General features: G+C 62.7%; 27 protein-coding genes. 19 read left to right on the top strand and 8 right to left on the bottom strand.

Annotation, left to right across the window (positions count from 1 at the left end):
- Positions 1-123: 123 nt before the first annotated feature.
- Positions 124-1,236, top strand: a complete 1,113-nt coding sequence (locus tag AC0L2H_RS15565; protein WP_473591040.1) for a pyridoxal phosphate-dependent aminotransferase — start codon at positions 124-126, stop codon at positions 1,234-1,236.
- A gap of 116 nt (positions 1,237-1,352) precedes the next feature.
- On the opposite strand, the gene AC0L2H_RS15560 is transcribed toward AC0L2H_RS15565, so the two are convergent.
- On the bottom strand, positions 1,353-1,619 hold the full coding sequence (locus AC0L2H_RS15560) for a MarR family winged helix-turn-helix transcriptional regulator (RefSeq protein WP_473591039.1): 267 nt from the start codon (positions 1,617-1,619) through the stop codon (positions 1,353-1,355).
- 52 nt (positions 1,620-1,671) lie between these two features.
- Here AC0L2H_RS15560 and AC0L2H_RS15555 point away from each other — a divergent pair, with 52 nt between their 5' ends.
- The 9 genes from AC0L2H_RS15555 (at position 1,672) to AC0L2H_RS15515 (ending at position 9,786) form a co-directional block, all read left to right on the top strand.
- Positions 1,672-1,800 (top strand): hypothetical protein, encoded by a 129-nt coding sequence (locus tag AC0L2H_RS15555; protein WP_473591038.1) that lies wholly within the window; start codon positions 1,672-1,674, stop codon positions 1,798-1,800.
- 211 nt (positions 1,801-2,011) lie between these two features.
- Positions 2,012-2,656 carry a TetR/AcrR family transcriptional regulator gene (locus AC0L2H_RS15550; protein WP_473591037.1) on the top strand — a complete coding sequence of 215 codons (645 nt, stop codon included), beginning with the start codon at positions 2,012-2,014 and terminating at the stop codon, positions 2,654-2,656.
- Complete coding sequence (locus AC0L2H_RS15545; protein ID WP_473591036.1) at positions 2,625-3,788, top strand: isovaleryl-CoA dehydrogenase; 1,164 nt, start codon at positions 2,625-2,627, stop codon at positions 3,786-3,788. The genes AC0L2H_RS15550 and AC0L2H_RS15545 overlap by 32 nt, the downstream gene beginning before the upstream one ends.
- Positions 3,788-4,651 carry a DUF1444 family protein gene (locus AC0L2H_RS15540; RefSeq protein WP_473591035.1) on the top strand — a complete coding sequence of 288 codons (864 nt, stop codon included), beginning with the start codon at positions 3,788-3,790 and terminating at the stop codon, positions 4,649-4,651. The genes AC0L2H_RS15545 and AC0L2H_RS15540 overlap by 1 nt, the downstream gene beginning before the upstream one ends.
- An 8-nt stretch (positions 4,652-4,659) precedes the next feature.
- Positions 4,660-6,267: a carboxyl transferase domain-containing protein gene (locus AC0L2H_RS15535; RefSeq protein ID WP_473591034.1), complete on the top strand. Its 1,608-nt coding sequence runs from the start codon at positions 4,660-4,662 to the stop codon at positions 6,265-6,267.
- Positions 6,268-6,269: 2 nt separating this feature from the next.
- Positions 6,270-6,800 (top strand): O-acetyl-ADP-ribose deacetylase, encoded by a 531-nt coding sequence (locus tag AC0L2H_RS15530; protein WP_473591033.1) that lies wholly within the window; start codon positions 6,270-6,272, stop codon positions 6,798-6,800.
- 120 nt (positions 6,801-6,920) lie between these two features.
- A complete protein-coding gene (locus tag AC0L2H_RS15525) occupies positions 6,921-7,307 on the top strand; it encodes a hypothetical protein (RefSeq protein WP_473591032.1) in 387 nt (128 codons plus the stop codon).
- Positions 7,308-7,352: 45 nt separating this feature from the next.
- Positions 7,353-7,730 carry a hypothetical protein gene (locus tag AC0L2H_RS15520; RefSeq protein ID WP_473591031.1) on the top strand — a complete coding sequence of 126 codons (378 nt, stop codon included), beginning with the start codon at positions 7,353-7,355 and terminating at the stop codon, positions 7,728-7,730.
- A 49-nt stretch (positions 7,731-7,779) separates the two neighbouring features.
- Positions 7,780-9,786, top strand: a complete 2,007-nt coding sequence (locus tag AC0L2H_RS15515) for an acetyl/propionyl/methylcrotonyl-CoA carboxylase subunit alpha (protein WP_473591030.1) — start codon at positions 7,780-7,782, stop codon at positions 9,784-9,786.
- A gap of 80 nt (positions 9,787-9,866) precedes the next feature.
- Here the strand turns inward: AC0L2H_RS15515 and AC0L2H_RS15510 are convergent, their stop codons facing one another.
- From AC0L2H_RS15510 to AC0L2H_RS15500, 3 genes are all read right to left on the bottom strand, one after another.
- On the bottom strand, positions 9,867-10,988 hold the full coding sequence (locus tag AC0L2H_RS15510; RefSeq protein WP_473591029.1) for an ABC transporter substrate-binding protein: 1,122 nt from the start codon (positions 10,986-10,988) through the stop codon (positions 9,867-9,869).
- A gap of 75 nt (positions 10,989-11,063) precedes the next feature.
- On the bottom strand, positions 11,064-11,432 hold the full coding sequence (locus AC0L2H_RS15505; RefSeq protein ID WP_473591028.1) for a hypothetical protein: 369 nt from the start codon (positions 11,430-11,432) through the stop codon (positions 11,064-11,066).
- Positions 11,414-11,680 carry an SEL1-like repeat protein gene (locus AC0L2H_RS15500; RefSeq protein ID WP_006331108.1) on the bottom strand — a complete coding sequence of 89 codons (267 nt, stop codon included), beginning with the start codon at positions 11,678-11,680 and terminating at the stop codon, positions 11,414-11,416. The genes AC0L2H_RS15505 and AC0L2H_RS15500 overlap by 19 nt, the downstream gene beginning before the upstream one ends.
- Before the next feature lie 475 nt (positions 11,681-12,155).
- On the opposite strand from AC0L2H_RS15500, the gene AC0L2H_RS15495 reads away from it, so the two are divergent.
- From AC0L2H_RS15495 to AC0L2H_RS15475, 5 genes are all read left to right on the top strand, one after another.
- Complete coding sequence (locus AC0L2H_RS15495; protein ID WP_473591027.1) at positions 12,156-12,500, top strand: DUF2147 domain-containing protein; 345 nt, start codon at positions 12,156-12,158, stop codon at positions 12,498-12,500.
- Between the two features lie 177 nt (positions 12,501-12,677).
- Positions 12,678-12,857, top strand: coding sequence for a hypothetical protein (locus AC0L2H_RS15490; RefSeq protein WP_473591065.1), 180 nt, complete (start codon positions 12,678-12,680; stop codon positions 12,855-12,857).
- Between the two features lie 35 nt (positions 12,858-12,892).
- Entirely contained in the window at positions 12,893-13,087 is a 195-nt protein-coding gene (locus AC0L2H_RS15485) for a hypothetical protein (protein WP_008874855.1), read from the top strand.
- Positions 13,088-13,354: 267 nt separating this feature from the next.
- Complete coding sequence (locus tag AC0L2H_RS15480; RefSeq protein WP_473591026.1) at positions 13,355-14,815, top strand: AMP nucleosidase; 1,461 nt, start codon at positions 13,355-13,357, stop codon at positions 14,813-14,815.
- 100 nt (positions 14,816-14,915) lie between these two features.
- Entirely contained in the window at positions 14,916-15,926 is a 1,011-nt protein-coding gene (locus tag AC0L2H_RS15475; RefSeq protein ID WP_473591025.1) for an endonuclease/exonuclease/phosphatase family protein, read from the top strand.
- On the opposite strand, the gene AC0L2H_RS15470 is transcribed toward AC0L2H_RS15475, so the two are convergent.
- The 3 genes from AC0L2H_RS15470 to AC0L2H_RS15460 all read right to left on the bottom strand — a co-directional run bounded on the left by AC0L2H_RS15470 (position 15,923) and on the right by AC0L2H_RS15460 (position 18,472).
- Positions 15,923-16,525, bottom strand: a complete 603-nt coding sequence (locus AC0L2H_RS15470) for a DUF922 domain-containing protein (RefSeq protein WP_473591024.1) — start codon at positions 16,523-16,525, stop codon at positions 15,923-15,925. The genes AC0L2H_RS15475 and AC0L2H_RS15470 overlap by 4 nt on opposite strands.
- Before the next feature lie 69 nt (positions 16,526-16,594).
- On the bottom strand, positions 16,595-18,274 hold the full coding sequence (locus AC0L2H_RS15465; protein WP_473591023.1) for an electron transfer flavoprotein-ubiquinone oxidoreductase: 1,680 nt from the start codon (positions 18,272-18,274) through the stop codon (positions 16,595-16,597).
- A gap of 42 nt (positions 18,275-18,316) precedes the next feature.
- On the bottom strand, positions 18,317-18,472 hold the full coding sequence (locus tag AC0L2H_RS15460) for a hypothetical protein (RefSeq protein ID WP_165779912.1): 156 nt from the start codon (positions 18,470-18,472) through the stop codon (positions 18,317-18,319).
- Between AC0L2H_RS15460 and AC0L2H_RS15455 the strand changes: the two genes are divergently transcribed.
- The 3 genes from AC0L2H_RS15455 to AC0L2H_RS15445 all read left to right on the top strand — a co-directional run bounded on the left by AC0L2H_RS15455 (position 18,471) and on the right by AC0L2H_RS15445 (position 20,962).
- Positions 18,471-19,112: a hypothetical protein gene (locus AC0L2H_RS15455; protein ID WP_473591022.1), complete on the top strand. Its 642-nt coding sequence runs from the start codon at positions 18,471-18,473 to the stop codon at positions 19,110-19,112. The genes AC0L2H_RS15460 and AC0L2H_RS15455 overlap by 2 nt on opposite strands.
- A 72-nt stretch (positions 19,113-19,184) precedes the next feature.
- The gene (locus tag AC0L2H_RS15450; RefSeq protein WP_473591021.1) at positions 19,185-20,060 is read left to right on the top strand and encodes a uracil-DNA glycosylase; all 876 of its coding nucleotides are present in this window, start codon (positions 19,185-19,187) and stop codon (positions 20,058-20,060) included.
- A gap of 89 nt (positions 20,061-20,149) precedes the next feature.
- Complete coding sequence (locus AC0L2H_RS15445) at positions 20,150-20,962, top strand: helix-turn-helix domain-containing protein (protein ID WP_473591020.1); 813 nt, start codon at positions 20,150-20,152, stop codon at positions 20,960-20,962.
- Here AC0L2H_RS15445 and AC0L2H_RS15440 read toward each other — a convergent pair whose 3' ends face one another.
- Complete coding sequence (locus AC0L2H_RS15440; RefSeq protein WP_473591019.1) at positions 20,963-21,940, bottom strand: DMT family transporter; 978 nt, start codon at positions 21,938-21,940, stop codon at positions 20,963-20,965.
- Positions 21,941-22,184: 244 nt separating this feature from the next.
- Here AC0L2H_RS15440 and pepN point away from each other — a divergent pair, with 244 nt between their 5' ends.
- The gene (gene pepN / locus AC0L2H_RS15435; RefSeq protein WP_473591018.1) at positions 22,185-24,830 is read left to right on the top strand and encodes an aminopeptidase N; all 2,646 of its coding nucleotides are present in this window, start codon (positions 22,185-22,187) and stop codon (positions 24,828-24,830) included.
- Positions 24,831-25,070 lie beyond the last annotated feature (240 nt).

The raw sequence follows: 25,070 nt of genomic DNA, 5'->3' as shown, positions 1-25,070 counted from the left end.
GCAAAAACAGCCGCAGGAATCCAGCATGCCGGTTGCAGCAAAGCGGGAGCTTGCGTGGCCAACTGTGCCGCGCTAGCAAGAAGGCCCTTTTCGAACGAGCCCCTTTTTCGAACGAGCATTGCCATGCGCCAGCGCCCTGCCCTCACGCCGCTTATCGCCGCGCTCCCCTCGACGGTGCCGTTTGTCGGCCCGGAGGCGCAGGAGCGCGACCGCGGCCGGGTGTTTCGCGCCCGCATCGGCGCCAATGAGAGCAGCTTCGGGCCTTCGCCGCGCGTCATCGCCCGCATGGAAGCGGTCGCCCGCGACATGTGGATGTATTGCGACCCCGACAATTTCGATCTGAAGGTGGCTGTCGCCGCGCATCTTGGCCTGTCGGCCGACAATGTTGTGGTCGGCGAAGGCATAGACGGGCTGCTCAGCCTGGTGGCGCGCATGTATGTGGCGCCAGGCGACGCGGTGGTGACCTCGCTCGGCGCCTATCCGACCTTCAACTTCCATATTGCCGGCGTCGGCGGCCGGCTGGTTACCGTCCCTTACGAGAACGACAGGGAAAGCCTGGACGGCCTGCTGGCGGCGGTCGCCAGGGACAAGGCGCCGCTGGTCTATTTGTCAAACCCCGACAATCCGATGGGAAGCTGGTGGGAGGCGGACGAACTCATCCGCTTCATCGAGGCGCTGCCTGAGACCACCATGCTGGTGCTCGACGAGGCCTATGGCGAACTGGGCCCGGCCTCAGCGCTGCCGCCGATCGATATTTCCCGGCCGAACGTCATCCGTATGCGGACCTTCTCCAAGGCTTACGGACTGGCCGGCATACGCTGCGGCTATGCGGTGGCCGAGGCTGAGGTGATCCGCGATTTCGAGAAGATCCGCAACCATTACGGCGTCAGCCGCATGGCGCAGATCGCCGGGGTCGAAGCGCTGGCCGATCAGGCCTATCTGGAGAGCGTGGTGGCGCGGGTCGCGGCCGGCCGCCAGCGCATCGCCGGGATTGCCGAGGCGAACGGGCTGAAGCCGCTGCCCTCTGCGACCAATTTCGTCACCATCGACTGCCGCAGCGACGGCGCCTTCGCGCTGAAAGTGCTGCAGGCGCTGTTGTCGCGCGACGTGTTCATCCGCAAGCCGATGGCGCCGCGTCTCGACCGCTGCATAAGGATCAGCGTCGGCCTCGACCATGAGCTCGACATTTTCGCCGAGGAATTACCCGGCGCGCTGGCGGCAGCGCGGGGAAATTAGCGCGACTTCGTCATCAACTCTGAGGAATGGTAGCCTCTCGGAGCCTAGCATTGAGAGTTACGACGACCTTTCGCATGACGGCAACGATTCCTCAGAGTTGATGACGAAGGAAGGGACTACCCGCCGAGCAGGCGCGTGACCTTTCTCAGCGCATCCGAAAGTTCGGCGGCTTCGTCACCGGCGAGACCGGCGGTCAAGCGGCCGAGGTCACGATCGGCCGCCGCCTGAAGTCCGGCCAGCGCAGCGTTTCCCCGTGCGGTCAGCGACAGGATGTGCTGATGCCGATCGCCCGGATCAGGGCGTAACTCAGTCAGGCCCGCGGCGGCGAATTTTCTGAGTATCCGCGAGAGGTAGGCGGGGGCAAGCTTAAGTTCGGCGGCCATCGCGGACGAAGCTGGCTTCCTTGCGCGGGCGTTCCATCTCGATATCGGGCCGGTGGCGCAGAGCGCCTATACGCTGACCGAAGCGCGGGTGCTGTTCGAACTTGGCAATCGATCCGGTATCATTGCCGCCGATCCCGGTGGCGTCAAGGTTTCGTCGAGGAGTCCGGTCCAGCTGGTGTAAAACCTGTTGAAGCGGATGTCCGCGATCATGGCATTCCGTTCATCTGGCATCCAGGCTTCCTCTCGCAGGAAATTTTTGCGCCATCTGATCACCATCAATATTTTTATTGACTGAGTCAACTATCTACAAAACGGAGCCACCAGTACGGTGGGAAAAGCTGCCTTGAATTAATTGAACGTTTGTTTTATTATTTACGCTTGATGAGGCGACCATGGCGCGCACGACCGGTTCCGATGGAGAGAAGACCGAGGCGGCTGTCCGCGAGGCGGCAGCCAGCCTGATCGCGCGCTACGGCTATGAAGCGATGTCGATGCGCCGGCTCGCAGCCGAAGTCGGCGTCCAGGCCGCGGCGCTCTATCGCTATTTTCCGACCAAGGAAGACCTGCTGTTCACGCTGATGCGCGAGCACATGGAAGGACTGGCCGCAGCGTGGGAGACGGCACGTCCCACTACCGCCGACCCGGAGGCGCGGCTCGCCGCCTATGTCCGAAACCACATTGCCTTCCATATCGAGCGTCGCCATTCCACCCACGTCTCAAACATGGAATTGCGCAGCCTGTCGCACGACCGGCTGACGCGGATCCTGCGCATGCGCACGGCCTATGAGAAAGAATTGCGCGCCATCTTGCGCGACGGCGCGGACGCAGGCGTCTTCAGCATCGAAGATACCGGGCTGACCGCCATGGCGCTGATCCAGATGATGACCGGCGTCATCGTCTGGTTCCGGCCGGGCGAGCGGCTGTCGGTCGCTGAAGTCACGGCGACATATCTTTCAATGACAATGCGGCTCGTCGGCGCGAAGATCGACGGCACGGAGGAACGTCATGTACACGCACACGCTCAACTTCGGGCTTGACGAAGACATCGAGGCGCTGCGCGACCTGGTGCGGCGCTTCGCACAGGACAGGATCGCGCCGATCGCCGCCGATATCGACCGCTCGAACGAATTCCCGTCGCATCTGTGGGCCGAGATGGGGTCGCTCGGCCTGCTCGGCATCACCGCCGATCCGGATTTCGGCGGCAGCGGCATGGGCTATCTCGCCCATGTCGTGGCGGTGGAAGAGATTTCCCGCGCCTCGGCCTCGGTCGGCCTCTCCTACGGCGCCCACTCCAACCTTTGCGTCAACCAGATCAACCGCTGGGCAAAGCCGGCGCAGAAGGAGAAATATCTGCCTGCGCTGTGCTCGGGCGAAAAGGTCGGGGCACTGGCGATGTCGGAATCCGGCGCCGGCTCGGATGTCGTGTCGCTTCGGTTGCGCGCCGAAAAGCGCAACGACCGCTATGTGCTCAACGGCACCAAGATGTGGATCACCAACGGGCCGGATGCCGAGACTTTGGTGGTCTATGCCAAGACCGACCCGGAGCGCCATTCGCGCGGCATCACCGCCTTCATTGTCGAGAAGACTTTTGCCGGCTTTTCGGTGGCGCAGAAGCTCGACAAGCTCGGCATGCGCGGCTCAAACACCGGCGAACTGGTGTTCCAGAATGTCGAAGTGCCGTTCGACAACGTGCTGCATGAGGAAGGACGCGGCGTCGAAGTGCTGATGTCGGGCCTCGACTATGAGCGCACGGTGCTCGCCGGCGGGCCGATCGGGCTGATGGCGGCATGCCTCGACGTGGCGATCCCTTATGTGCACGAACGCAAGCAGTTCGGCCAGCCGATCGGCGAGTTCCAGCTGGTGCAAGGCAAACTGGCCGACATGTATACGGTGATGAGTGCGGCGCGTGCCTATGTCTATGCCGTCGCGGCCGCTTGCGACCGCGGCCAGACCACACGCAAGGACGCCGCCGGCTGCGTGCTGTTCGCCGCCGAGAAGGCGACGCAGATGGCGCTCGACGCCATACAGCTGCTCGGCGGCAACGGCTATATCAACGACTATCCGACTGGCCGCCTGTTGCGCGACGCCAAGCTCTACGAGATCGGCGCCGGCACCAGCGAAATCCGCCGCTGGCTGATCGGGCGGGAAATCATGGCGGAGGGGATGTGATGGCTGGCAATATCCCAAGGCGAGGACTATTTGCCATGGCTCTGTTTGCAACATTTGCGGGCTCTCTGCGACGCGCCAAGCCACAGAAGCAGCGCTTTCCTGACATCGCGGAATTCAGAGAACTCGTTATCGCTGCATTGAAACGGCAGCCGGGTGTCGAGAGCGCTGTTGTGGATCCATCCGATCCCGCAAAAATCAATACGAGAATCGGCGATTGGGACGTAGCGTCGGACGTTACAAACATCTTCGGCTACTTGAACTCCTATCCCGACGAGGATGCCGAAGCCGCCATCGACCGGTTTGTTCGAGCCTTGACTGAAGCGCATCTCGCCAAAGCCGGCGAAAATAACATCGTCGCCGTGGTGCGGACCCATCAGTATGTCGATCAGCTTAAGTCGACGGGAACGGAGTTGCTGTACGAGCCTTTGGTTGGTGAGCTTGCAATCCTATACATGGCCGACCTTCCCGATTCACTATCCCCTGTTGCCCCGAAGGACTTCCCGGATCGGGCGCTTTCGGATTTGCGCGGCGTCGCGCTAAACAATGTGAAGAAATGGCTACCAAAAATTGTCTCCGACGGTGAGCTCGGCATAGCTTACCTGTACTATGTCGAGGGCAATACGATGCTCTCCACAAGCCTCGTTCTTCTCGACGAGTTCTGGCTGTCGATCAAACCACAGTTTCCTGGTGATGTTTTGTTTGCAGTGCCACGCCGAGATCAGTTGTTCGTCTTCGATGCCGGCAATCCGCAGGCCCAAAGCGCGGCCAGACAGATGGTAGACGTCACATTCAAAGACGGTTTCAATCTTCTATCCGATAAGATTTTCGAACGCCGCAACGGCAAACTCTTGGCACAGGTGTAGAACTGGACATGGCCACGCTGCAACCCCAGATCTCCCCCTCCTCCGACGCCTTCCGCGACAATGCCGAGCGTATGCGGGCGCTGGTCGCCGACATCGCGGAGAAGGCTGCCAGCGTCGAGCGCGGCGGTTCGGAGGAGGCGCGCGAGCGGCATGTTTCGCGCGGCAAGCTGTTGCCGCGCGAGCGCCTGGCGCAATTGCTCGACACCGGCTCGCCCTTTCTCGAGATCGGCCAGTTCGCGGCGTGGTCGATGTATGGCGAGGAGATCTCCTCGGCCGGTCTCATCGCCGGCATCGGCCGTGTCGAAGGCACCGAGGTTATGGTCGTCGTCAACGACGCCACGGTGAAAGGCGGCACCTACTATCCGCTGACCGTCAAGAAGCATCTGCGGGCGCAGGAGATCGCGCTGCAGAACAATCTGCCTTGCGTCTATCTGGTCGATAGCGGCGGCGCCAATCTGCCCAACCAGGACGAGGTGTTTCCCGATCGCGAGCATTTCGGCCGCATCTTCTACAACCAGGCCAACATGTCGGCTGCAGGCATTCCGCAGATCGCCTGCGTCATGGGTTCGTGCACGGCGGGCGGCGCTTATGTGCCGGCAATGTCTGACGAGACGATCATGGTGCGCAACCAGGCGACCATCTTCCTCGGCGGTCCGCCGCTGGTGAAGGCGGCCACCGGCGAGGATGTCAGCGCCGAGGAACTGGGTGGCGCCGATGTGCACACAAGGCTTTCCGGCGTCGCCGATCATTATGCGCTGGACGACGAGCATGCGCTGGCCATCTGCCGGCGCATCATCAGGGACCTCAATCGAAACAAGACGGTAAGCCTGAAGCTTCGGAAATCGATTCCACCGCTTCATCCTGCGGACGATCTCTACGGCGTGGTGCCGACGGACCTGCGCCAGCCCTATGATGTGCGCGAGGTGATCGCGCGGGTCGTCGACGGCTCCGAGTTCGACGAGTTCAAGCAGAATTACGGCACCACGCTGGTCACCGGCTTTGCTCACCTGCATGGCATGCCGGTCGGCATCATCGCCAACAATGGCGTGCTGTTTTCGGAAAGCGCGCTGAAGGGGGCGCATTACATAGAATTGTGCTGCCAGCGCAAGATCCCGCTGATCTTCCTGCAGAACATCACCGGCTTCATGGTCGGGCGCAAATACGAGGCAGGCGGTATCGCCAAGGATGGCGCCAAGCTGGTGACGGCGGTCGCCACGGCGCGCGTGCCGAAGGTGACCATGATCATTGGCGGCTCGTTCGGCGCCGGCAATTACGGCATGTGCGGACGCGCCTATTCGCCGCGCTTCCTGTGGATGTGGCCGAACGCCCGCATTTCGGTGATGGGCGGCGAGCAGGCGGCCACCGTGCTTGCCGTGGTCAAGCGCGAGGGCATCGAGCGCAAGGGCGGCGAATGGAGCGCGGAGGAAGAGGCGAAATTCAAAAAGCCGATCCTGATGAAATACGAGCATGAGGGCCACCCGCTCTATTCCTCCGCCCGCCTCTGGGACGACGGCATTATCGACCCGGCCAGGACACGCGAGGTGCTGGCGCTCAGCCTTTCCGCCGCACTCAACGCCGTGATTGAGGAGACACGGTTCGGCGTGTTCAGGATGTGACGATGAACGATCTCGGCGAACGGATTCGCGTCCACACCGGCGACATCACCAAGCTGGCGGTCGATGCCATCATCAATGCCGCCAACACGTCGCTTCTGGGCGGCGGCGGCGTCGACGGCGCCATCCACCGCGCCGCCGGGCCTGAGCTTGAGTTCGAATGCCGGATGCTAAACGGCTGCAAGGTCGGAGACGCAAAAATCACCAAGGGCTACAGGCTGCCGGCACGCCACATCATCCACACGGTCGGACCCGTCTGGCAAGGCGGTAGCAAAGGCGAAGCCGAGCTGCTGGCCTCCTGCTATCGCCGTTCGCTCGAACTTGCTGCCACCAAGAATTGCCGGACAGTGGCGTTTCCGGCGATCTCCACCGGCGTCTATCGCTATCCGAAAGACCAGGCAACGGTGATAGCCGTCAGCACCGTTACTGGCTTCATGAGCCGGAACGCGATACCGGAAAGCATCACTTTCTGCTGCTTCGACGGGCAGACGGCGGAAATATACCGGCAGGCCGTTGCTAACCTTGGCGGAACCTAGACTGCATGGGAAAGACGATTCATCCACATCTGCAAAAGCATTTTTCGATGACCGGGCTAGCGGGGTCGAAGAATACCCGCTATTACTCATCCTGCATTTTGCTATGGGGATGGGGTGAAAATGAAACTGGACTATTCGTGGAAGTCGACTGCTTCGATACTTGCAAGTTTTCTTATATTAGCGACGATTACATTAGTGACACAGGGGGCCGAGGCAGCCTGGTCTCTGGCGGGCAGCAAGGGCCATGTCCGTTTTCCTGTCTATCTCGCACCAGGTTCCACCGGCGGTTGCGGCAAGAATTACCGCGAATACATCGCAGCGCGCGGCCATTCCGCCTATGCAATGACGCCATCCAACTGGGCAACCGAATACACGATCTGTGGTGTCGCGCTCAACGCACCGTCGCAGCAAGCGGCGGAGGCCAGGGCATTGAAATCCTGCGAATCGGGGCGGAAACAGTGGAAGGTTTCCACAGCTGGAGCCTGCGGCATCGCCGCGTCCAAATAATCGAATATCGGCTGACTTTAGCATTTTCCAAATGGATGGGGCGGAATGAAATCGACACGCATCAAACAGACAATCGTATCGCTGTTCGCGGGCCTGCTGGTACTGACCGCGCCCGGTATCGGCGCGGCGGAATCTCTCGCCGGGAACAAGGGGGATATCCGTTTCTACCCGACTTTGCCAGGAAGCCCGAAGGATCCGTGTACCAAGGCGTACAACGCCTATGTAGCGGCCAGCGGCCATTCAGCCTATGCCACGACCTTCTACTCGCGGGTCGTCGACCTCTACATCATTTGTGGCGCGCGGATGAACGCACCGTCGCAAAAGGCGGCGGAAGAATTGGCGCTGCAGAACTGTCAAGCTGGCTTGAAAAAGTGGAAGGTCAAGACCGCGAGCGGCGGCTGCGCAATCGCGCTTTCCAAATAGCCGGCCGCCTGGCTGACTGGCGCCGCCCGCGGCAAATCCGGGAGGCCGCATGTTCGCCAAGATACTGATCGCCAATCGCGGCGAAATCGCTTGCCGCGTCATCCGCACAGCGCGCAAGCTGGGAGTGCGCACGGTCGCCGTCTATTCGGATGCCGACGCGAAATCGCTGCATGTCGAGATGGCCGACGAGGCGGTGCATATCGGCGCTTCGCCGGTCGGCGAAAGCTACCTGCGCGGTGATAGGATCATCGCGGCAGCGAAAGCAACGGGCGCCGAAGCCATCCACCCCGGCTACGGCTTCCTGTCGGAGAACCCTGACTTCGTCGACCAGGTGACGGCGGCAGGGCTCATCTTCATCGGGCCGTCTGCCGCCTCGATCCGCGCCATGGGGCTGAAGGACGCCGCCAAACGGCTGATGGAGAAGGCCGGCGTGCCGGTCGTGCCGGGCTACCATGGCGAAGCGCAGGAGATCGTGCTGCTCGCCTCCAAGGCGCGCGAGATCGGCTATCCCGTGCTGATCAAGGCGCGCGCCGGCGGCGGCGGCAAGGGCATGCGGCGGGTCGAACATCCCGACGATTTTTCCGAAGCGCTATCGGGCGCGCGGCGCGAAGCAAAGGCCGCTTTCGGCGACGACCGCGTTCTGGTGGAAAAATATGTCGACAAGCCGCGCCACATCGAGGTGCAGGTCTTCGGCGATACCTTCGGCAATGTTGTGCATCTCTACGAGCGCGACTGCTCGGCGCAGCGCCGCCACCAGAAAGTGATCGAGGAAGCGCCTGCGCCCGGCATGACACCAGCGTTGCGCAAGGCGATGACCGAGGCGGCGGTCAAGGCCGCCAAGGCGATCCATTATTGCGGCGCCGGCACCATCGAGTTCATCGTCGATGCCTCGCAAGGGCTGAAGGCAGACCGCTTCTGGTTCATGGAAATGAACACCCGCCTGCAGGTCGAGCACCCCGTCACCGAAATGGTCACCGGCATCGATCTGGTCGAGTGGCAACTCAAGGTGGCGGCCGGCGAAAAGCTGCCGAAGACACAAAGCGATATCCAGCTCTGCGGCCACGCCTTCGAGGCGCGCCTCTATGCCGAGGACCCGGCAAAGGGCTTCTTGCCGGCGACGGGCACGCTGCATCATCTGAAATTTCCAGTCGCCGCCCCCGAGGGCGCCAGCATGCGCATCGAGACCGGCGTGCGGGCTGGCGATGCCATTTCGCCCTTCTACGATCCGATGATCGCCAAGCTGGTCGTCCACGGCAAGGACCGGCAAGCGGCGCTCGAGGCGCTGGGAGCCGCACTTTCGCAAACCGAGATCGCCGGCTCGACCGTCAACACCGCCTTTTTGGCGGCTCTTGCGGCTGACGCGGATTTTGCCGCCGGCGACGTCGATACCGGCCTGATCGGCCGACACCAGCAGAAGTTGACCGCGGTTCCGCCGCCGAGCGGCGAGATCATTGCCGCGGCAGCTCTTGCGGCGTCCGGCGCAGGGGCTCTGGTACCGTCCGACGACCCATGGTCGACGATTGCCGGCTATGCGCACTTCCATGCGATCGCGCGGCGCACGCGGCTGCGCTATGGCGACGATGATATTCTCGCGCGTGTCTCGGTGCGGCCGGACGGGCGGTTCGATGTTGTTCTGGACCAATTTTCAACGGGCAGCGCTGCCCCTCATCCGGCTGGCGGCACCTTCTCCGCGTATAGTGACGGGGAGAAGGGAGAAGCTTCGCGACAGGGTCCTCGCCTCGCCCGCTGGCCCGGCCACGTCACCGTGTTCGACGGCGCCGTCAGCTACAGTTTTGTCGCACCCGATCCGCTGGCACGAGCCGACGAGACCGCAGCCGCTTCCGGCAGCCTGCGAGCGCCGATGCCCGGCCTGGTTAAGCTGGTGCGCGCGGCAACCGGCGACGCCGTGGTCAAGGGCCAGCCGCTGCTGATCCTGGAAGCGATGAAGATGGAGCACATGATTTCGGCGCCCCAAGACGGCGTGATCGCCGAGATCGCTGCAGAGGGCGCGCAGGTCACCGACGGGACCATTCTGGTGCGCTTTGCCGAGAACTGACCTGCCTGCCGTCTGCCCTCGCCTGCCCGAGATGAAAATGGCCGGGGCAAGCCCGGCCATTTTCACGCAAACCCCAGCGACTACGGCTGGATCGGCGCATATTTGCCGTCGTGCCACTGGTTGATGTCGTAGCTGGCGTTCTTCAAGTCGCCCTTCTCGTCGAAGGTGACCGAACCGACCACGGTGCTGATCGGCTGACCATTCTTCAGCGCTTCTGCGACCTTGGCGGGATCGTCGCTGCCGGCGCGCTTGATGCCTTCGGCAAAGGCCTGGATCACGGCGTAGGAGAACAAGGTGAAGCCCTCCGGCACGAAGCCGCCGGCCTTGATCTTCTCGATGGCCTCCTTGGCCTCAGGTTTTGCCTGCGGGTCCGAGGGGAAGACAAACATGGTGCCTTCGCCGGCCGGACCGGCAACCTGCCAAAACTCCGGCGACGCGATCGAGTCCGGCATGATCAGCTGGAACTTCAGGTTCTGTTCCGCCGATTGGCGCAGGATGAGGCCGGCCTCGGGGTGATAGCCGCCGAAATAGACCACATCCGCCTTCAGATCCTTCAGCTTGGTGACGAGGGCGGCATAATCCTTCTCGCCGGCGTTGATGCCTTCATACATGACTTCCTTGAGGCCGCCGGCGTTCATCGTTGCCTTGACGGCATCCGCCACGCCCTGCCCGTAGGCGCTTTTGTCATGCAGGATGACGACGTTCTTGCCGGCATATTTCTTGGCAATCCACGGGCCGATGAAGGCGCCCTGGGCATCGTCGCGCGTATAGAGGCGCATGATCGTCGGCCAGCCGGCCGTTGCCGCCGCGTCGGTCAGCACAGGGTTTGACGAAGCCGGGCTCATCATCAGCGCGCCGGCCTCGGCATAGACCGCGGAGGCCGGGATGCTCGAACCGGAGCAGGCATGGCCGTCGATGAACTTGACGCCGTCGGCGATGATGCGGTTGGCGACCGAAACCGCCTGTTTCGGATCGCACTGGTCATCCTCGATGTCGAGCTTGATCTGGCGGCCATCGATGCCGCCGGCAGCGTTGATCGCGTCGGCGGCGGCTTGCGCGCCCTGCTTGAACTGGTCACCGATGGTGGCCAGCTGACCGGTCATCGGTCCGACCACCGAAAAGGTGATGTCGTCGGCGAAGGCGGCCGGCGCGCTCATCATCAGGCCGGCTATGGCCGCGCTCAAAATATTCAATTTTTTCATGGTAATACAACTCCTCCACTCTCGCGCGGCCGTCCCGGCCGCGCCTCTTCCTGAGTGGCGGGAGAATTTCATCGTTCATTGGGCCTGTCTAGGCGCATCGACGGCACTCGATTGGGCCTGCAATGTTTCTGTTGACCATGATCGTTTCCAAAAGCCGGTCTCCACTTTTTTGGCATCATGGTCCGAAACGCGAAAGCCGCGCCGGCCTTGTCCCGGCCGGTCGCGGCTTTCGTCGATCGAGCCGAGCGCTCCAGCACCCGAAAACCCGCTCGCCTTCCCTGTCTGTAACGCAGCTTGACCGCTTTCGGTCGCTGCGTTCTTGCTTTCGTTGTCCAGCCGTCTTGTGCGGCCTTTCTCTTGTCGGTCCGGCCGTCTTGTGCGGCCTTGACCTGGAGCATCCCTGTCGCGTTCTCGGTGCCTGAAACTCAGTGCATCGTCATCCATTCGCGGGCTTCACGCAGGGCCCTGGCGATCTCGACTTTCGACATTGCCGCCGATAATTCCGACCGCAGTTCCGCGGCGCGGACCGAGCCCTTGATGGCGGCGATGTTGAACCATTTGTGGGCGGCAACGACGTCGGTCTCGCAATCGCGGCCGGTCGCATACATCATGCCCAGTTCGAAAAGAATGTCGGCCTGGGCAGTTGCCCCCATGGCGCCGAAGCCGGCTTCAAGCATTTCAAAACGTGCCATTTCAATCCCCTGTTCTGGCCCCTGTCAGGCTCCCGAGAGCTGCCTGCTTTCGTCCCTCGGTATCTCTGTCGATAACCCTTGGGGTGGCCGCTCTTTCGATGCTTTCGAGAATGAAGCGCAGCCTTGAATCCGTCGTTAAATGGCGTGCTTAATTTGAGGAAAACAAAGCTAAAACAAGAGGTAAACGCGGAAATTCGTTAAGGATACAAAGCCAGCAAGCGCGGGGATTCCGGGCGAATTTGACGAAAATTTGCGAGGCGCGGATCAACACTCCGCTAACCACGGGAGACAAAGGCAACATGCCGATCGTTTCATATCTTCACTGGCAAGGCCGGTTCGGTGCATCGAGAAAAAGCTCGAGTCTTCCGCTGCGGCACCGCTTTTGTTTTGCCGGGAGGTGGATTAGCTTACGTTTGCGTAAGAGGCAGACCGGCGGGGCGGAATACCCGGCCGGGTGCGCAAAGGGAGGACAGATATGTTTCGAAAAGCAAGCCTGGCCCTTGCGGCCACATTAATCATGGTCGGCGCGGCGTGGGCTGATCCGATCGAAGGCAACTGGAAAACGCAGTCCGGCGCGACCGCAGCCATCTCCGGCGGTGGCGGGGCATTCTCCATCACGCTGAAGTCAGGCAAATTTGCCGGCAAGAACATCGGTTCGCTCAAGGCGTCCGGCGCCAACAAATATGCGGGCAACATAACCGACCCGGAAACCGACAAGACCTACGCTGGCAAGGGCTCGCTTTCCGGCACCTCGCTCAAGATGAGCGGCTGCGTGCTCGGCGGACTGATTTGCAAGAGCCAGACCTGGCACAAACTCTGATCGTTCGCAATCGAAGGACATGACGACGGGGCCTTTGCAGGCCCCGTTTTCGCTTCATCGGCGATCTGCATCGCCCGACGCATCGGAACTCGAACCGATGCGCGTCCCGCGTCAATCAATTTGAACCGCGGATGAACGCCGGCATCAGAGCCGGTTCAGTCACATCAGGGCATTTTCGTGCGTGTTGAAGGAGACACCACGCAAATGCTCGCCCGCCGCTTCACCATCGTCTGCCTGCTGCTCAGCCTGTTCGGCATGTTGTTCGCCATCCTCGTCGCGGAGGCAGGCCGTTCGGCCCGCTCCTGGGACCAGGCCAATTCCTGCCAATTCGGTTGCGTGAACCATTTTCGCCGCTGAACCGACAAAGACTTCGAGAGAGAAAAGCAAAAGCCATGAACCGCATCGTCGCCAACGCCCTGAAAACCCTTCGGCTCCTGCCGCGGGCGGCGCTTATCCTGACGGTGCTTTCGGCGCCGGTTCTGGCGGTGCCGACGATGCGTGCCGATGCCGGCTCGACGATCGAAGCGCCGGCAATGAAGAAGAACGGCGTCGGCTTTGTGCTGCTGGTCAGCCTGCGGCGCGGGTAAGGCGTGCTGATATTCAGGTGAGGCCGGCCTGCAAATGGCGGCTTCCTGCGCTTCCGGTGCTCACGTACTTAAGTACGCTCCGCTCCGGTTCTCGGAATCCCCCTTTTCGACTCGGCCTGACCTGAATCTCAACACACCTTGAACTTGGGGGAATAAATTGACGCTTTGGTCGCCTTCGCGCCCATCCCCCCTCCCAACCGCATGGCCAAGCCTCTATATTGGGTCATGGAAAAGCGAATCTACCCCCAAGCCATCGAATCGGTCGTCATGCCGGAGCCTTTTGGCCGGCAGAGCTTCAACGATGCCAAAAAGGCCGTCGCCGCCTTGCAGGTGCTTTACGACCGCAACACCAAATTCCTGCGCGATTCATTCACGGCGCTCGCCGCGGGCGGCGACAGCAACAAGCGCTACCGGGCCTTCTATCCAGAGATCGGCGTCACCACCAGTTCGTTCACCCAGATAGATTCGCGCCAGGCCTACGGCCACATGCCGACGCCGGGGCATTTCTCGACGACCATCACCCAGCCAGCGCTTTTCGAAAACTATCTCACCGAACAGCTTCGCCTGATCATGCGCAATCACGGCGTTCCGGTCACCGTTTCGGAATCGACGACGCCCATTCCGCTGCATTTCGCCTTCCTGGAAGGCACTCATGTCGACGGGGCGGCGGCCGAGCGCATCAGACGGCCGATCCGCGACCTGTTCGACGTGCCGGATCTCGACGGCACCGACGACCAGATCGCCAACGGCACGTTCGAAGTGGCGTTCGGTGAAACACGACCGCTGGCGCCGTTCACAGCGCAACGCATCGACTATTCGCTGCACCGGCTGTCCCACTACACCGCGACCACGCCGCAGCACTTCCAGAACTTCGTGCTGTTCACCAACTACCAGTTCTATATCGATGAATTCGTCGCCCGCGCCCGCGACCTGATGGCGAAGGGCGGCGACGGATATGTCGAATTCGTCGAGCCGGGCAATGTCGTCACCAAGGCCGGACAAGGCGCGCCCAGCGAAGGTGTGGCGGCGCCGCGCCTGCCGCAGATGCCGGCCTATCATTTGAAGAAGCCGAACCATGGCGGCATCACCATGGTCAATATCGGCGTCGGTCCCTCCAACGCCAAGACCATCACCGACCATGTCGCCGTGCTCAGGCCGCATGCCTGGCTGATGCTCGGCCATTGCGCCGGCCTGCGCAACACCCAGGCGCTGGGTGACTATGTGCTGGCGCATGCCTATGTCAGGGAAGACCATGTCCTCGACGACGATCTGCCGGTGTGGGTGCCGATCCCGCCGCTGGCCGAAATCCAGGTGGCGCTGCAGGAGGCGGTCGCCGAGGTCACCGGGCTTTCCGGCTACGATCTCAAGCGCATCATGCGCACAGGCACCGTCGCCACCATCGACAACCGCAACTGGGAACTGCGCGACCAGCGCGGGCCGGTGCAGCGGCTGTCGCAGTCGCGGGCAATCGCGCTTGACATGGAATCGGCGACGATCGCGGCCAACGGCTTCCGCTTCCGGGTGCCCTACGGCACGCTGCTTTGCGTTTCCGACAAGCCCCTGCATGGCGAACTGAAGCTGCCCGGCATGGCGACCGAATTCTACAAGCGGCAAGTGGCGCAGCACCTGACCATCGGCATCAGGGCGATGGAAAAGCTGGCGGAGATGCCGATGGAACGGCTGCATTCACGCAAGCTCAGAAGCTTTTCGGAGACGGCGTTCCAATAGGCAGTGGACATTTCGTCATCTTGATTGGGTCGCATTTCTACCGATAAGCAAGCGGATGGCACGCGGTCGGACCATGATAATTTCGACGATATTCCTGGCAATGCTCGCCCTCTCGGCCGCGTTGGTGGCCGGATTTTTTGGAACGCTGCATCCGGCTTTCGATTCCTTCGCGCATTTTCGCGTCCATCTTGCCGTGCTGATGGCGCTGTGCGCGTTGCCGCTGCTCGCCACCTCGTTTCGCCTGCAGGCGGCCGCAGCGCTGGTCTTTGCCGTGGCTGCCTACGCCACCACGTCGTTGCCCTTGCCGCGCCTGTGGCCGGTCCAGGCAGCTTACGAAGCCAAGCCTGGCGACCAGGCGGTCTATCCCGGTGATCAGGCCGTCTACCGCCTGCTGCAGATGAATTTGCGCTTCGACAATCCGACGCCGAAGAAAGTGCTGTCGCTGATCGGCCGGACCAATCCCGATGTGATCACTCTCGACGAAGTGTCGGAGATGTGGACGACCGAGCTTGGCTATATCACCAGCGCCTATCCCTACCGGATCCTGTGCCCCTACCCCAATGGCGTGTTCGGTGTGGCGCTGCTCTCCCGACGGCCGTTTGCCGCCGGCACCAAACCCTTTTGCGAGCGGCGCGGCGCCATGGCCATCGCCACCGTCGATTTCGGCGGCATCGGCGTCGATGTCGCCGCCATTCATCTCAGCTGGCCGTGGCCGCGTGAGCAACCATGGCAGATCGGCGAATTGGCCGAGCCGCTGGCTTCGCTTGGCGAAACCGCGATCATGGCGGGCGACTGCAACGCCGCACCATGGAGCGCGGCCGTCAGGCGCGTCGCTTCGCTGGGCAAGCTGACCGTGATGCCGTCGGCCGGACCTAGCTGGATCTATCGGAAACTGCCGGATTTCCTGCGGCGCTACGCCGGGCTGCCGATCGACCAGGTGTTCAGCAAGGGCGGGGTGATGATCCTTTCGGCATCGAGGCTGGAGGACAACGGCTCGGACCATCTTCCCGTCATGGTGGAATTCTCGCTGCGATCGCAAGAGAAGAAGCCGGGTGACGAGGATGAAACGGCACTCGCCGCGATCGGCCAGCCAGTCAGGCCGCGCAGCTAACGCCTGCGCATAAGAGCATCGACCAGGTGCTCGACATGGCCGCCATCGCGATGTTCGCGCGCGTCGAAGGCGTTCTGCTTCGCCTCGTATTCGGCATAGATGGCCTTGATCCGGCGTCTCGCCTCATGGCGTGTCCTGGTGCAAAACCAGTTGTCGGCGAGTTCCAGGCCCGTGATCGACTTCTCGGTGGCCTGCATCATCTTTCTCGCGATGCGGCCATGCGTATGCTCATGGGCAAGCACGCCGGCGAAAAACCGTTTCCAGCGTTTCTGCAGCACCGGCGTGGCGGCCGAGACCATCCGGGGGAAGGTGTAGGTCAGATCGAGCGTTCCATCGGCCTGCCGCACACGGCAGACACCGCCTTCCCTGCTGACGTCGAGATCCCAGTCGACGGTGTAGGCGGTCAGCGCGATGGCGTGCGTTGTCAAGCCATGCTTCGGCCCCTTGCGGTCCATGGCCACGACCAGGCTCGCACCCGTGGTTCCCGATATGTCGTAAGTCCGTGTCTCGACCAGCAGTTTGGTGCCGGCCGAGGCCGCCGGCGCGAAGCCGCACAAGGCGCCGATCGCCGCAAGGCACGTCAGAACCGCCAGGCGCATGGTCATCTCTCCGCATCGAGAGGTCAGGGAAACACAGGCACGCCGCTGTTTCAACGGCTCCGGCGCCGACTACATGCCTTGATAGACAGGGCCCTCCCCACCCTGTGGCGGCACCCAGTTGATGTTCTGGTTCGGATCCTTGATGTCGCAGGTCTTGCAGTGGACGCAGTTCTGCGCGTTGATGACGAAGCGTACATCCTTGGCCGCGGGGTCGGCGGCAGCGTTGCCGTCCTTGTCGACCCATTCGTAGACGCCGGCCGGGCAGTAGCGTGTCGAAGGCCCGGCAAAGACGTCATGCTCGGAGCGCTTTTGCAGTTCCATGTCGGCGACCAGCAGGTGGACCGGCTCGTTTTCCTCGTGATTGGTGTTGGACAGGAACACCGAGGACAGGCGGTCGAAGGTCAGCACGCCGTCGGGCTTGGGATAGGCGATCTTCTTATGCTTGGCGGCCGGCTCAAGCGTTGCATAATCGGCCTTGCCGTGCTTCAGCGTGCCGAAGGGCGAGAAGCCGAACAGCGTGTTCAGCCACATGTCGAGGCCACCGATACCGACGCCGACGATGGTGCCGAAGCGCGACCACAGCGGCTTGACGTTGCGCACCTTCTTCAGATCCTTGCCGATGTCGGTCGCCCGCCATGCGGCCTCGTAAGATGCCAGTTCGTCATTGGCGCGGCCGGCGGCAATCGCGTCACTGACATGCTCGGCCGCCAGCATTCCGGACAGCACGGCATTGTGCGAGCCCTTGATGCGCGGCACGTTGACGAAGCCGGCAGCACAGCCCATCAGCGCACCGCCAGGGAAGGACAGTTTCGGCACCGACTGCCAGCCACCCTCGGTGATGGCGCGGGCGCCGTAGCCCAGCCGCTTGGCGCCCGCGAAGGTGCTAGCGATCGCCGGATGGGTCTTGAAGCGCTGGAATTCCTCGAAGGGCGACAGATAGGGGTTCTTGTAATTGAGGTGGAGGACAAAACCGACCGCCACCTGATTGTCCTCCAGATGATAGAGGAAAGAGCCGCCGCCGGTCTTCATGTCGAGCGGCCAGCCGAAGGAATGCTGCACCAGGCCCGGCCGGTGGTTCTCCGGCTTGACCTGCCACAGTTCCTTGAGGCCGATGCCGTATTTGCCAGGCTCGCGGCCCTCGGCAAGGTTGTATCTGGCGATCAATTGCTTGGCCAGCGAGCCGCGCGCACCCTCGCCGATCAGCACATATTTTCCCATCAGCGCCATACCCGGGGCGAAGCCTGGACCGTGCGTACCATCCTTCTCGACGCCCATGTCGCCGGTGACGACGCCGGTGACCGCGCCCTCGTCATTGTAGAGCAGGCCGGCGGCGGCAAAGCCCGGATAGATCTCGACACCCAGCGCCTCGGCCTTGGTCGCCAGCCAGCGGCAGACATTGCCGAGCGAGACGATGTAGTTGCCGTGGTTGTTCATCAGCGGCGGCATCAGGATGTTGGGCAGGCGGAATGAACCGGCAGGCCCGAGGAGCAGGAAATGATCCGCCGTCACCGGCGTCTTGAAGGGATGGCCCTCTTCCTCGCGCCAGCCCGGCAACAGGCGATCGATGCCGATGGGATCGACGACGGCGCCCGACAGGATGTGGGCGCCGACTTCGCCGCCCTTTTCCAGGACGACGACGGAAAGCTCCGGATTGACCTGCTTGAGCCGGATCGCGGCGGCGAGACCGGCCGGACCGGCGCCAACGATGACCACGTCGAATTCCATGCTTTCGCGTTCGATATCGCTCATCAACCCCTCACTGGCTTGCCGCGCTTCCCGCATTCTGCTGGCTTAGTCGCTGCATAGCGCATCAATTAGCGACGGGAAACCGGCGCTGGCGTGACAAAGCCGATTTCGACAAAAAGTCGCGGCTGGCGGAGAAGAACCTTCTTTCTCAACTTTTTTCAATTGTTCGACGGCTTGCTTATCGGCAATACTTGCCGCCATGCGCAATCCTGAGCCATTCGGCTTCTCATCGACGCGCTTTCATTCCCCGCCCGGCCGGATTTGCCGGGCGCTCCTTTTGGCTCTCCCACTAGCCCTGGCCAATGCACATGCGGACGAGCAAAAGGTGTGGGCGGCCGGCGCCTATTCCTTTTCCGATGAGCTTGGCGGCTTCCGCATCACCGCGACTTCCGGCGTCGGAACCAAGGACGACCCGATTGTCATCACGGAGGAGATGAATTCGGCGACGCCGGTGACACTGACCATCCGCACGACGAAGCCCATCCAACCGTTCGGCACCGCCGGCGAATTCGCCAATGGCCTGATCTATATGCGCATAGACGTGCTCAACAACAGCGGCCAGGCCTGGGTCGAATTCCAGTTCGAGCTGCAGGAGATCCTCGACCAGCCGAGCGTGTTCGGCGACGGCCTCTCATTCGACCAGCGCAACAAGACGCCCGACAATATTGTGTCGAGCAGCTTCGCCGATTTCGATCGTGATTTCGAACCTTATGACAGATTGCTGTTCAAGAACGGCAAGATCGACCCGCTGAAGACAGGCCGCTTCGAATTCCTGATCACCGACTACACGCCGCGCTGGACGTTCTATCTGGTGCAGGATCCGCGTATACCGACGGGCTAAAGAACTTCGTCATCAGGAGCCGCGGCAATCGCCAATGTTGCAAATTGGCGCCGCGCGGACGATGGTGGCGCCATGACTGCCGCCTCCCCCAACAACCCAATCGATATCGCCGACCTCCTGGCTTTCTACGTTAGCGCCGGTGTCGACGACGCGCTCGAGGACGAGCCGGTGAATCGGTTCACCGAGGCGGACCAGAAGCCATCGGAGCGCGCGCCCGTGGCAGCCGCGCCCGCCCGCGAAAGCGCGCCGCCGCCGCCAGAACCGTCGCGCCCCGACATGAGCCGATTGCCGGACGCGCCGCCAGCGCGCGCACCGTCGGCCACTGCGACGGTGCCCGACGAGGCGCAAGCCGCACTTGCACGGCAACTGGCGGCGACGGCGGCGAGCCTCGACGAGCTTCGCCAGCACATGGCGGCGTTCGACGGCTGCAACCTCAAATTCACCGCCAAGAACATGGTGTTCGCCGACGGCAATCCCAATGCCGCGGTGATGCTGGTGGGCGAAGCGCCCGGTCGCGACGAGGACATAGAAGGGCTGCCGTTCGTCGGCCGCTCCGGCCGGCTGCTCGACCGGATGCTGGCGGCGATCGGCCTCGACCGGACCTCGGCCTATATCGCCAACGTCATCCCCTGGCGACCGCCGGGCAACCGAACGCCGACGCCGCATGAGACCGAGATCTGCCGGCCGTTCATCGAGAGGCAGATCGAGCTGGTCAACCCGAAAGTTCTGGTCAATCTCGGCGGCCCTTCGGCGAAAACCTTGCTCAACACGACCGAAGGCATATTGCGGCTGCGCGGCAATTGGCGCGTCCACATGACGGCTTCGGGGACGGCTATTCCCGCCATGCCGACCCTGCACCCGGCCTATCTCCTGAGAACCCCGGCGCACAAGAAACTGGCGTGGCGGGATTTTCTCGAGGTGAAGGCGAAATTGCGGGCGCTGGGATGAGGCGCGATTAGCCAATCTCCGACGATCCCGAATGCTCATGACCTCCTAGGTAATTGAAATCCCTCTCCCACCGCCCTAGTCATGCGCTCATGACAATCGCCCAGATTTCCGTCGGCAGCCTCATCCGCGAATGGCGCACGCGCCGGCGCATGAGCCAGCTTGACCTCGCCATGGAGGCCGAGATCTCGCAGCGGCATCTGAGTTTTGTCGAAAGCGGCCGCGCGGCGCCGTCGCGCGACATGGTGCTGCATCTGGCCGAACAGCTGTCGATCCCGCTCAGGCAGCGCAACCAGCTGCTGCTGGCCGCGGGCTTTGCCCCAAGCTTCAGCGAGCGGCCGCTGACCGACGCCACGCTGGCGCCGGCGATGGCAGCCGTCGAGATCGTGCTCAAGGGGCACGAGCCTTTCCCGGCGCTTGCCGTCGACCGGCACTGGAACCTGGTCTCGGCGAATGCCGCCATCGGCCCATTCCTTGCCGATGTAACCGAGGCTTCGCTGCTGACGCCGCCGGTCAATGTGCTTCGGCTCAGCCTGCATCCGGGCGGGGTGGCGCCGCGCATCGTCAATCTGGCGGAATGGCGCGCGCACCTGCTCGACCGGCTGAAACACCAGAACGACGCCAGCGGCGACCCGGTGCTGGTCGAGCTGGAGCGCGAGCTGCGGACCTACCCCTCCGGCCTGAAAAGCGGCCGGCCGGCGCCGGTCGAGCCCAACGCGATCGTGCACCCGCTGCGGCTTGCCCATGGCGAGGCCGTGCTGTCGTTCATCAGCACAATCACCGTCTTCGGCACGCCGCTCGACGTGACGCTGTCGGAACTGGCGATCGAATCCTTTTTCCCCGCCGACGAGCAGACACGTTCGGTGCTGGTGCGGTTGGCGAAAGAGCGGGCGCAGTCGTCCTGATCAGCCCGGAGGTGGAGCCGCTTTCCGCATTCGGGTGCGCTCCAGCCCGAGCTGACGCTCACGCCAGATGATGAAGATACCGGCGGCGACGACGATCACGCCGCCGACGAGCATATGAATGGTCGGAACGTCACCGAAGACCAGATAGCCGACGATGACACCCAGGATCATCGACGTGTATTCGAAGGGCGCCACGACCGAGGCCTCGGCATGGCGGTAGGCCGCCGTCATCAGGATCTGGGCGAGCCCGCCACAAAAGCCCGATGCAATTAACAGGCCAGCCTGCATCGGCGTCAGCGCCTGCCAGCCGAAGGGCAGCGTCATCAGCGCCATGACGCTTGCCGTCGTCGAGAACCACAGCACGATGGTCGCGGTCCTTTCCGACTGTACGAGGTTGCGCACCAGCAGGATGGCATTGGCCGAAATCGCCGCGGCAACAAGGGCGGCGATGACGCCAAGCACTTCCTGATCGCCGAGTGCGGCCCCGGAACGCAGCAGCGTCAGTTCCGGCCATGAGATGATCAGCACCCCAACCAGGCCGACGGCGACCGCGCTCCAGCGGTAAACGCGGATGGTTTCGCCGAGGAAGATCGAACTGAACACCACGACCAGCAGCGGCTGTGCGTAGTTCAGCGTGATTGCCTCCGACAGCGGCAGCCGCGTCAGCGCGAAAAAGCCGAGCCCCATGGCACAGACGCCGACGACGCCGCGCGCAATATGGTTGAGCGGACGCTTTGTCGAAAAGGCGGTGCCGAGTTTGCCTTTGAAGGCGAGGAAGGCGATGATCGGAAAGATGGCGAAGAAGGAGCGGAAGAAGGCGATCTGCCCGACCGGCAGCTCCCCCGCTGCCTTGATGCAGGACGACATGCCGACGAAGACAGCCACCGACACGATCTTGAGCATGATGCCGGTGAGCGTGGAGTGCCCGCCGGGATGATCATCGGAGCGTGTGACTTCTACACCCGGCCTGGGTGTCACTTCGCTTCTGCTTCCCGGATCAAAACGGCACCCCGGCGACGCAGCAAAGTGGCGCCCATGCCGAACTTCGGTGTGACGACAGTCATGAATGCCTCGCGATATAGATGATTGGGAAATGAGTGCCCGAAATAGACACTGCCGCAGTTTTGTCGAGGGGCCATTTCGTGTAAAGAGCGCCGACTTCAAATTTCTTGGACCAGCGGACCCATCCGCCGCTGCGGGAATGAACAGGAAACACCAGGGAATGCGCACCGATACCGGCCAGGTCTTCAAGCTCGAAGACTATCGCCCCAACGACTATCTCATCCCGGAAACCAGCCTGACTTTCCGCCTTTCGCCTGAAGCCACGCGCGTCACCGCCGTGCTGACGATCGAACGCCGCGACGGTGCAGCGGTGTCAGCGCCATTGGTGCTGGACGGCGACGGGCTGACGCTCCTGCGCATCGCCATCGATGGCCGCGAACTCGCGCCGGCGGATTTCCAAGCGACGCCGGATCTTTTGACGATCGTCAAGCCGCCGGCGACGGCGCGCTTCCAACTGTTGCTCGAAACCGAGCTGGCGCCGGCGCGCAACGAGGCGCTGATGGGGCTCTATCGCTCCAGCAACGTCTATTGCACGCAATGCGAGGCCGAGGGTTTCCGCCGCATCACCTATTTCCTCGACCGACCCGATATCCTGTCCATCTACACGGTGCGCATCGAGGCGCGGCACAATGAAGCGCCGCTGCTTCTGTCCAACGGCAATCCGGCGGGCAGCGGCAATCTTGCCGAGGGCTGGCACTATGCGGTCTGGCACGACCCCTTCCCCAAGCCGTCCTACCTCTTTGCGCTGGTGGCGGGCGCTCTCGGCAAACTCGCCGACAGTTTCACCACCATGTCCGGCCGCAAGGTCGAGCTCGGCATTTATGTCGAGCCAGGCAAGGAGCAGCTTGCCGGTTACGCCATGGATGCCCTGAAGAGGTCGATGCGATGGGACGAGGAGGCATTCGGCCGCGAATACGACCTCGACGTCTTCAACATCGTCGCCGTGTCCGACTTCAACATGGGCGCGATGGAAAACAAGGGCCTCAACATCTTCAACGACAAATATGTGCTGGCCGACCAGGAAACCGCGACGGACGCCGATTTCGCCAATATCGAGGCGATCATCGCGCATGAGTATTTCCACAATTGGACAGGCAACAGAATCACTTGCCGTGACTGGTTCCAGCTCTGTCTGAAGGAAGGGCTGACGGTTTTCCGCGACCATGAATTCTCCGCCGACCAGCGCTCGCGGGCGGTGAAGCGCATCGCCGAGGTGCGCACGCTGCGCGCGCATCAGTTTCCCGAAGACCAGGGACCACTCGCGCATCCGGTGCGGCCGCGCCGCTACCGCGAGATCAATAATTTCTATACGGCGACCGTCTACGAAAAGGGTTCGGAAGTGGTACGCATGATCCGCACCATCGTCGGCGCCGAGACGTTCCGAGCTGGCATGGACCTCTATTTCGAGCGCCATGACGGCCAGGCGGCGACGATCGAGGACTTCATCAAGGTGTTCGAGGACGTCTCCGGCCGCGACCTGTCGCAGTTTTCGCTCTGGTACCATCAGGCGGGCACGCCCAACCTGACCATCAGTTCGGCGCACAATCCGGCATCGGGCGAATTCACGCTCGAGATCGAGCAGTCGGTGCCGCCGACACCGTCGGAGAGCCGCAAGCGGCTGATGCATATTCCGCTCGCCTTCGGACTCGTTGGCGCCGACGGCAAGCCGGTTGCCTGGCGCGATGTCGAAGGCGCCAGTGTCGAGGACGGCGTCATCCATATCCGCAAGCGCCGGCATATGGTGCGCTTTTCCGGCGTTGCCGAACGCCCGGCGCTGTCGCTCAACCGCGGCTTCTCGGCGCCAGTGACGCTTTCGGTCGAACAGAAGGCCGACGACCAGTTCTTCCTGGCCGGCCACGACAGCGACGCTTTTTCGCGCTGGCAGGCGTTCAACACGCTTTTGACCGACGCACTGATTGCAGCCTTCCGGCAAATCCTTGGCGGCGAGCAGCCGGCTTTCACCGCGCGGCTGACCGGGCTTGCGGGCAAGATCGCCGGCGACGAGACGCTGGAGCCAGCCTACCGTGCGCTGGCGCTGGCGCTGCCCGGCGAGGCCGACATTGCTCGCGACCTTGGCAAGAACATCGACCCCGACGCCATCTTCGAGGGCCGCCAGGCACTGGCTATCGCGATCGCCACGGCCAACCGGGAAATGTTTGCCGGCCTCTACGACCGCCTGGCCGACAAGGATGCGTTCAGTCCGGATGCGGCGAGCGCCGGACGGCGAGCACTGTGCAACATCCTGCTCGACTATCTCTCGCTGCTGCCGGGGGGTGCTGCGCTTGCGGCCCGGCATTTCCAGTCGGCGACCAACATGACGGACCGCGCCGCCGCGCTGACCGTGCTTGCGCTGCGCCACAGCGGTTCGCCCGAGGCGGTCAAGGCGCTGGCCGATTTCGAAGCGAAATACGCGAGCGATGCGTTGGTGATGGACAAATGGTTCCAGATCCAGGCCAGCGTGCCGGGTCCGCGAACCGTCGAGGCGGTGCGCGCGCTGACCAGCCATCCGGCTTTCTCGATAGCCAATCCGAACCGGGTGCGTTCGCTCATCGGCACGTTTTCCAGCGCCAACCAGACCGGCTTCCATAGAGCCGACGGCGAAGGCTACCGGTTTTTCGCCGAGACGGTCCTGCAGGTCGAAAAGCGCAACCCGCAAGTGGCTGCCAGACTGGCGACGGCACTCAGATCATGGCGCTCGCTCGAACCTGGCCGCCAGACCAAGGCAAGGGAGGCGCTGCTTTCGATCGCCAATGCCGAGAACCTGTCGGCCGATCTGCGAGACATCGTCGAGCGGACGCTGGCGTAAGGTGTGTTGAGATTCAGGTGATGCCGGCCTGCGAACGGCGGCTTCCTGCGCTTCCGGTGCTCACGTACTTTAAGTACGCTCCGCTCCGGCCTTCGCCGGCCGAAGCCCTCATAGGCGCCTCCGTCCTATGAAGGCTACGGCCGGCATAGGCCGGTTTTCGAAAGCCACCATTCTCGGCGCGGCCTGACCTGAATCTCAACACACCTTGGAAGGTTGCCGCCAGCGTTGGGCGGGAAAGTC

It is taken from the genome of Mesorhizobium sp. WSM4871 (assembly GCF_055811295.1).
This window is presented reverse-complemented; position numbering and strand designations above follow the sequence as displayed.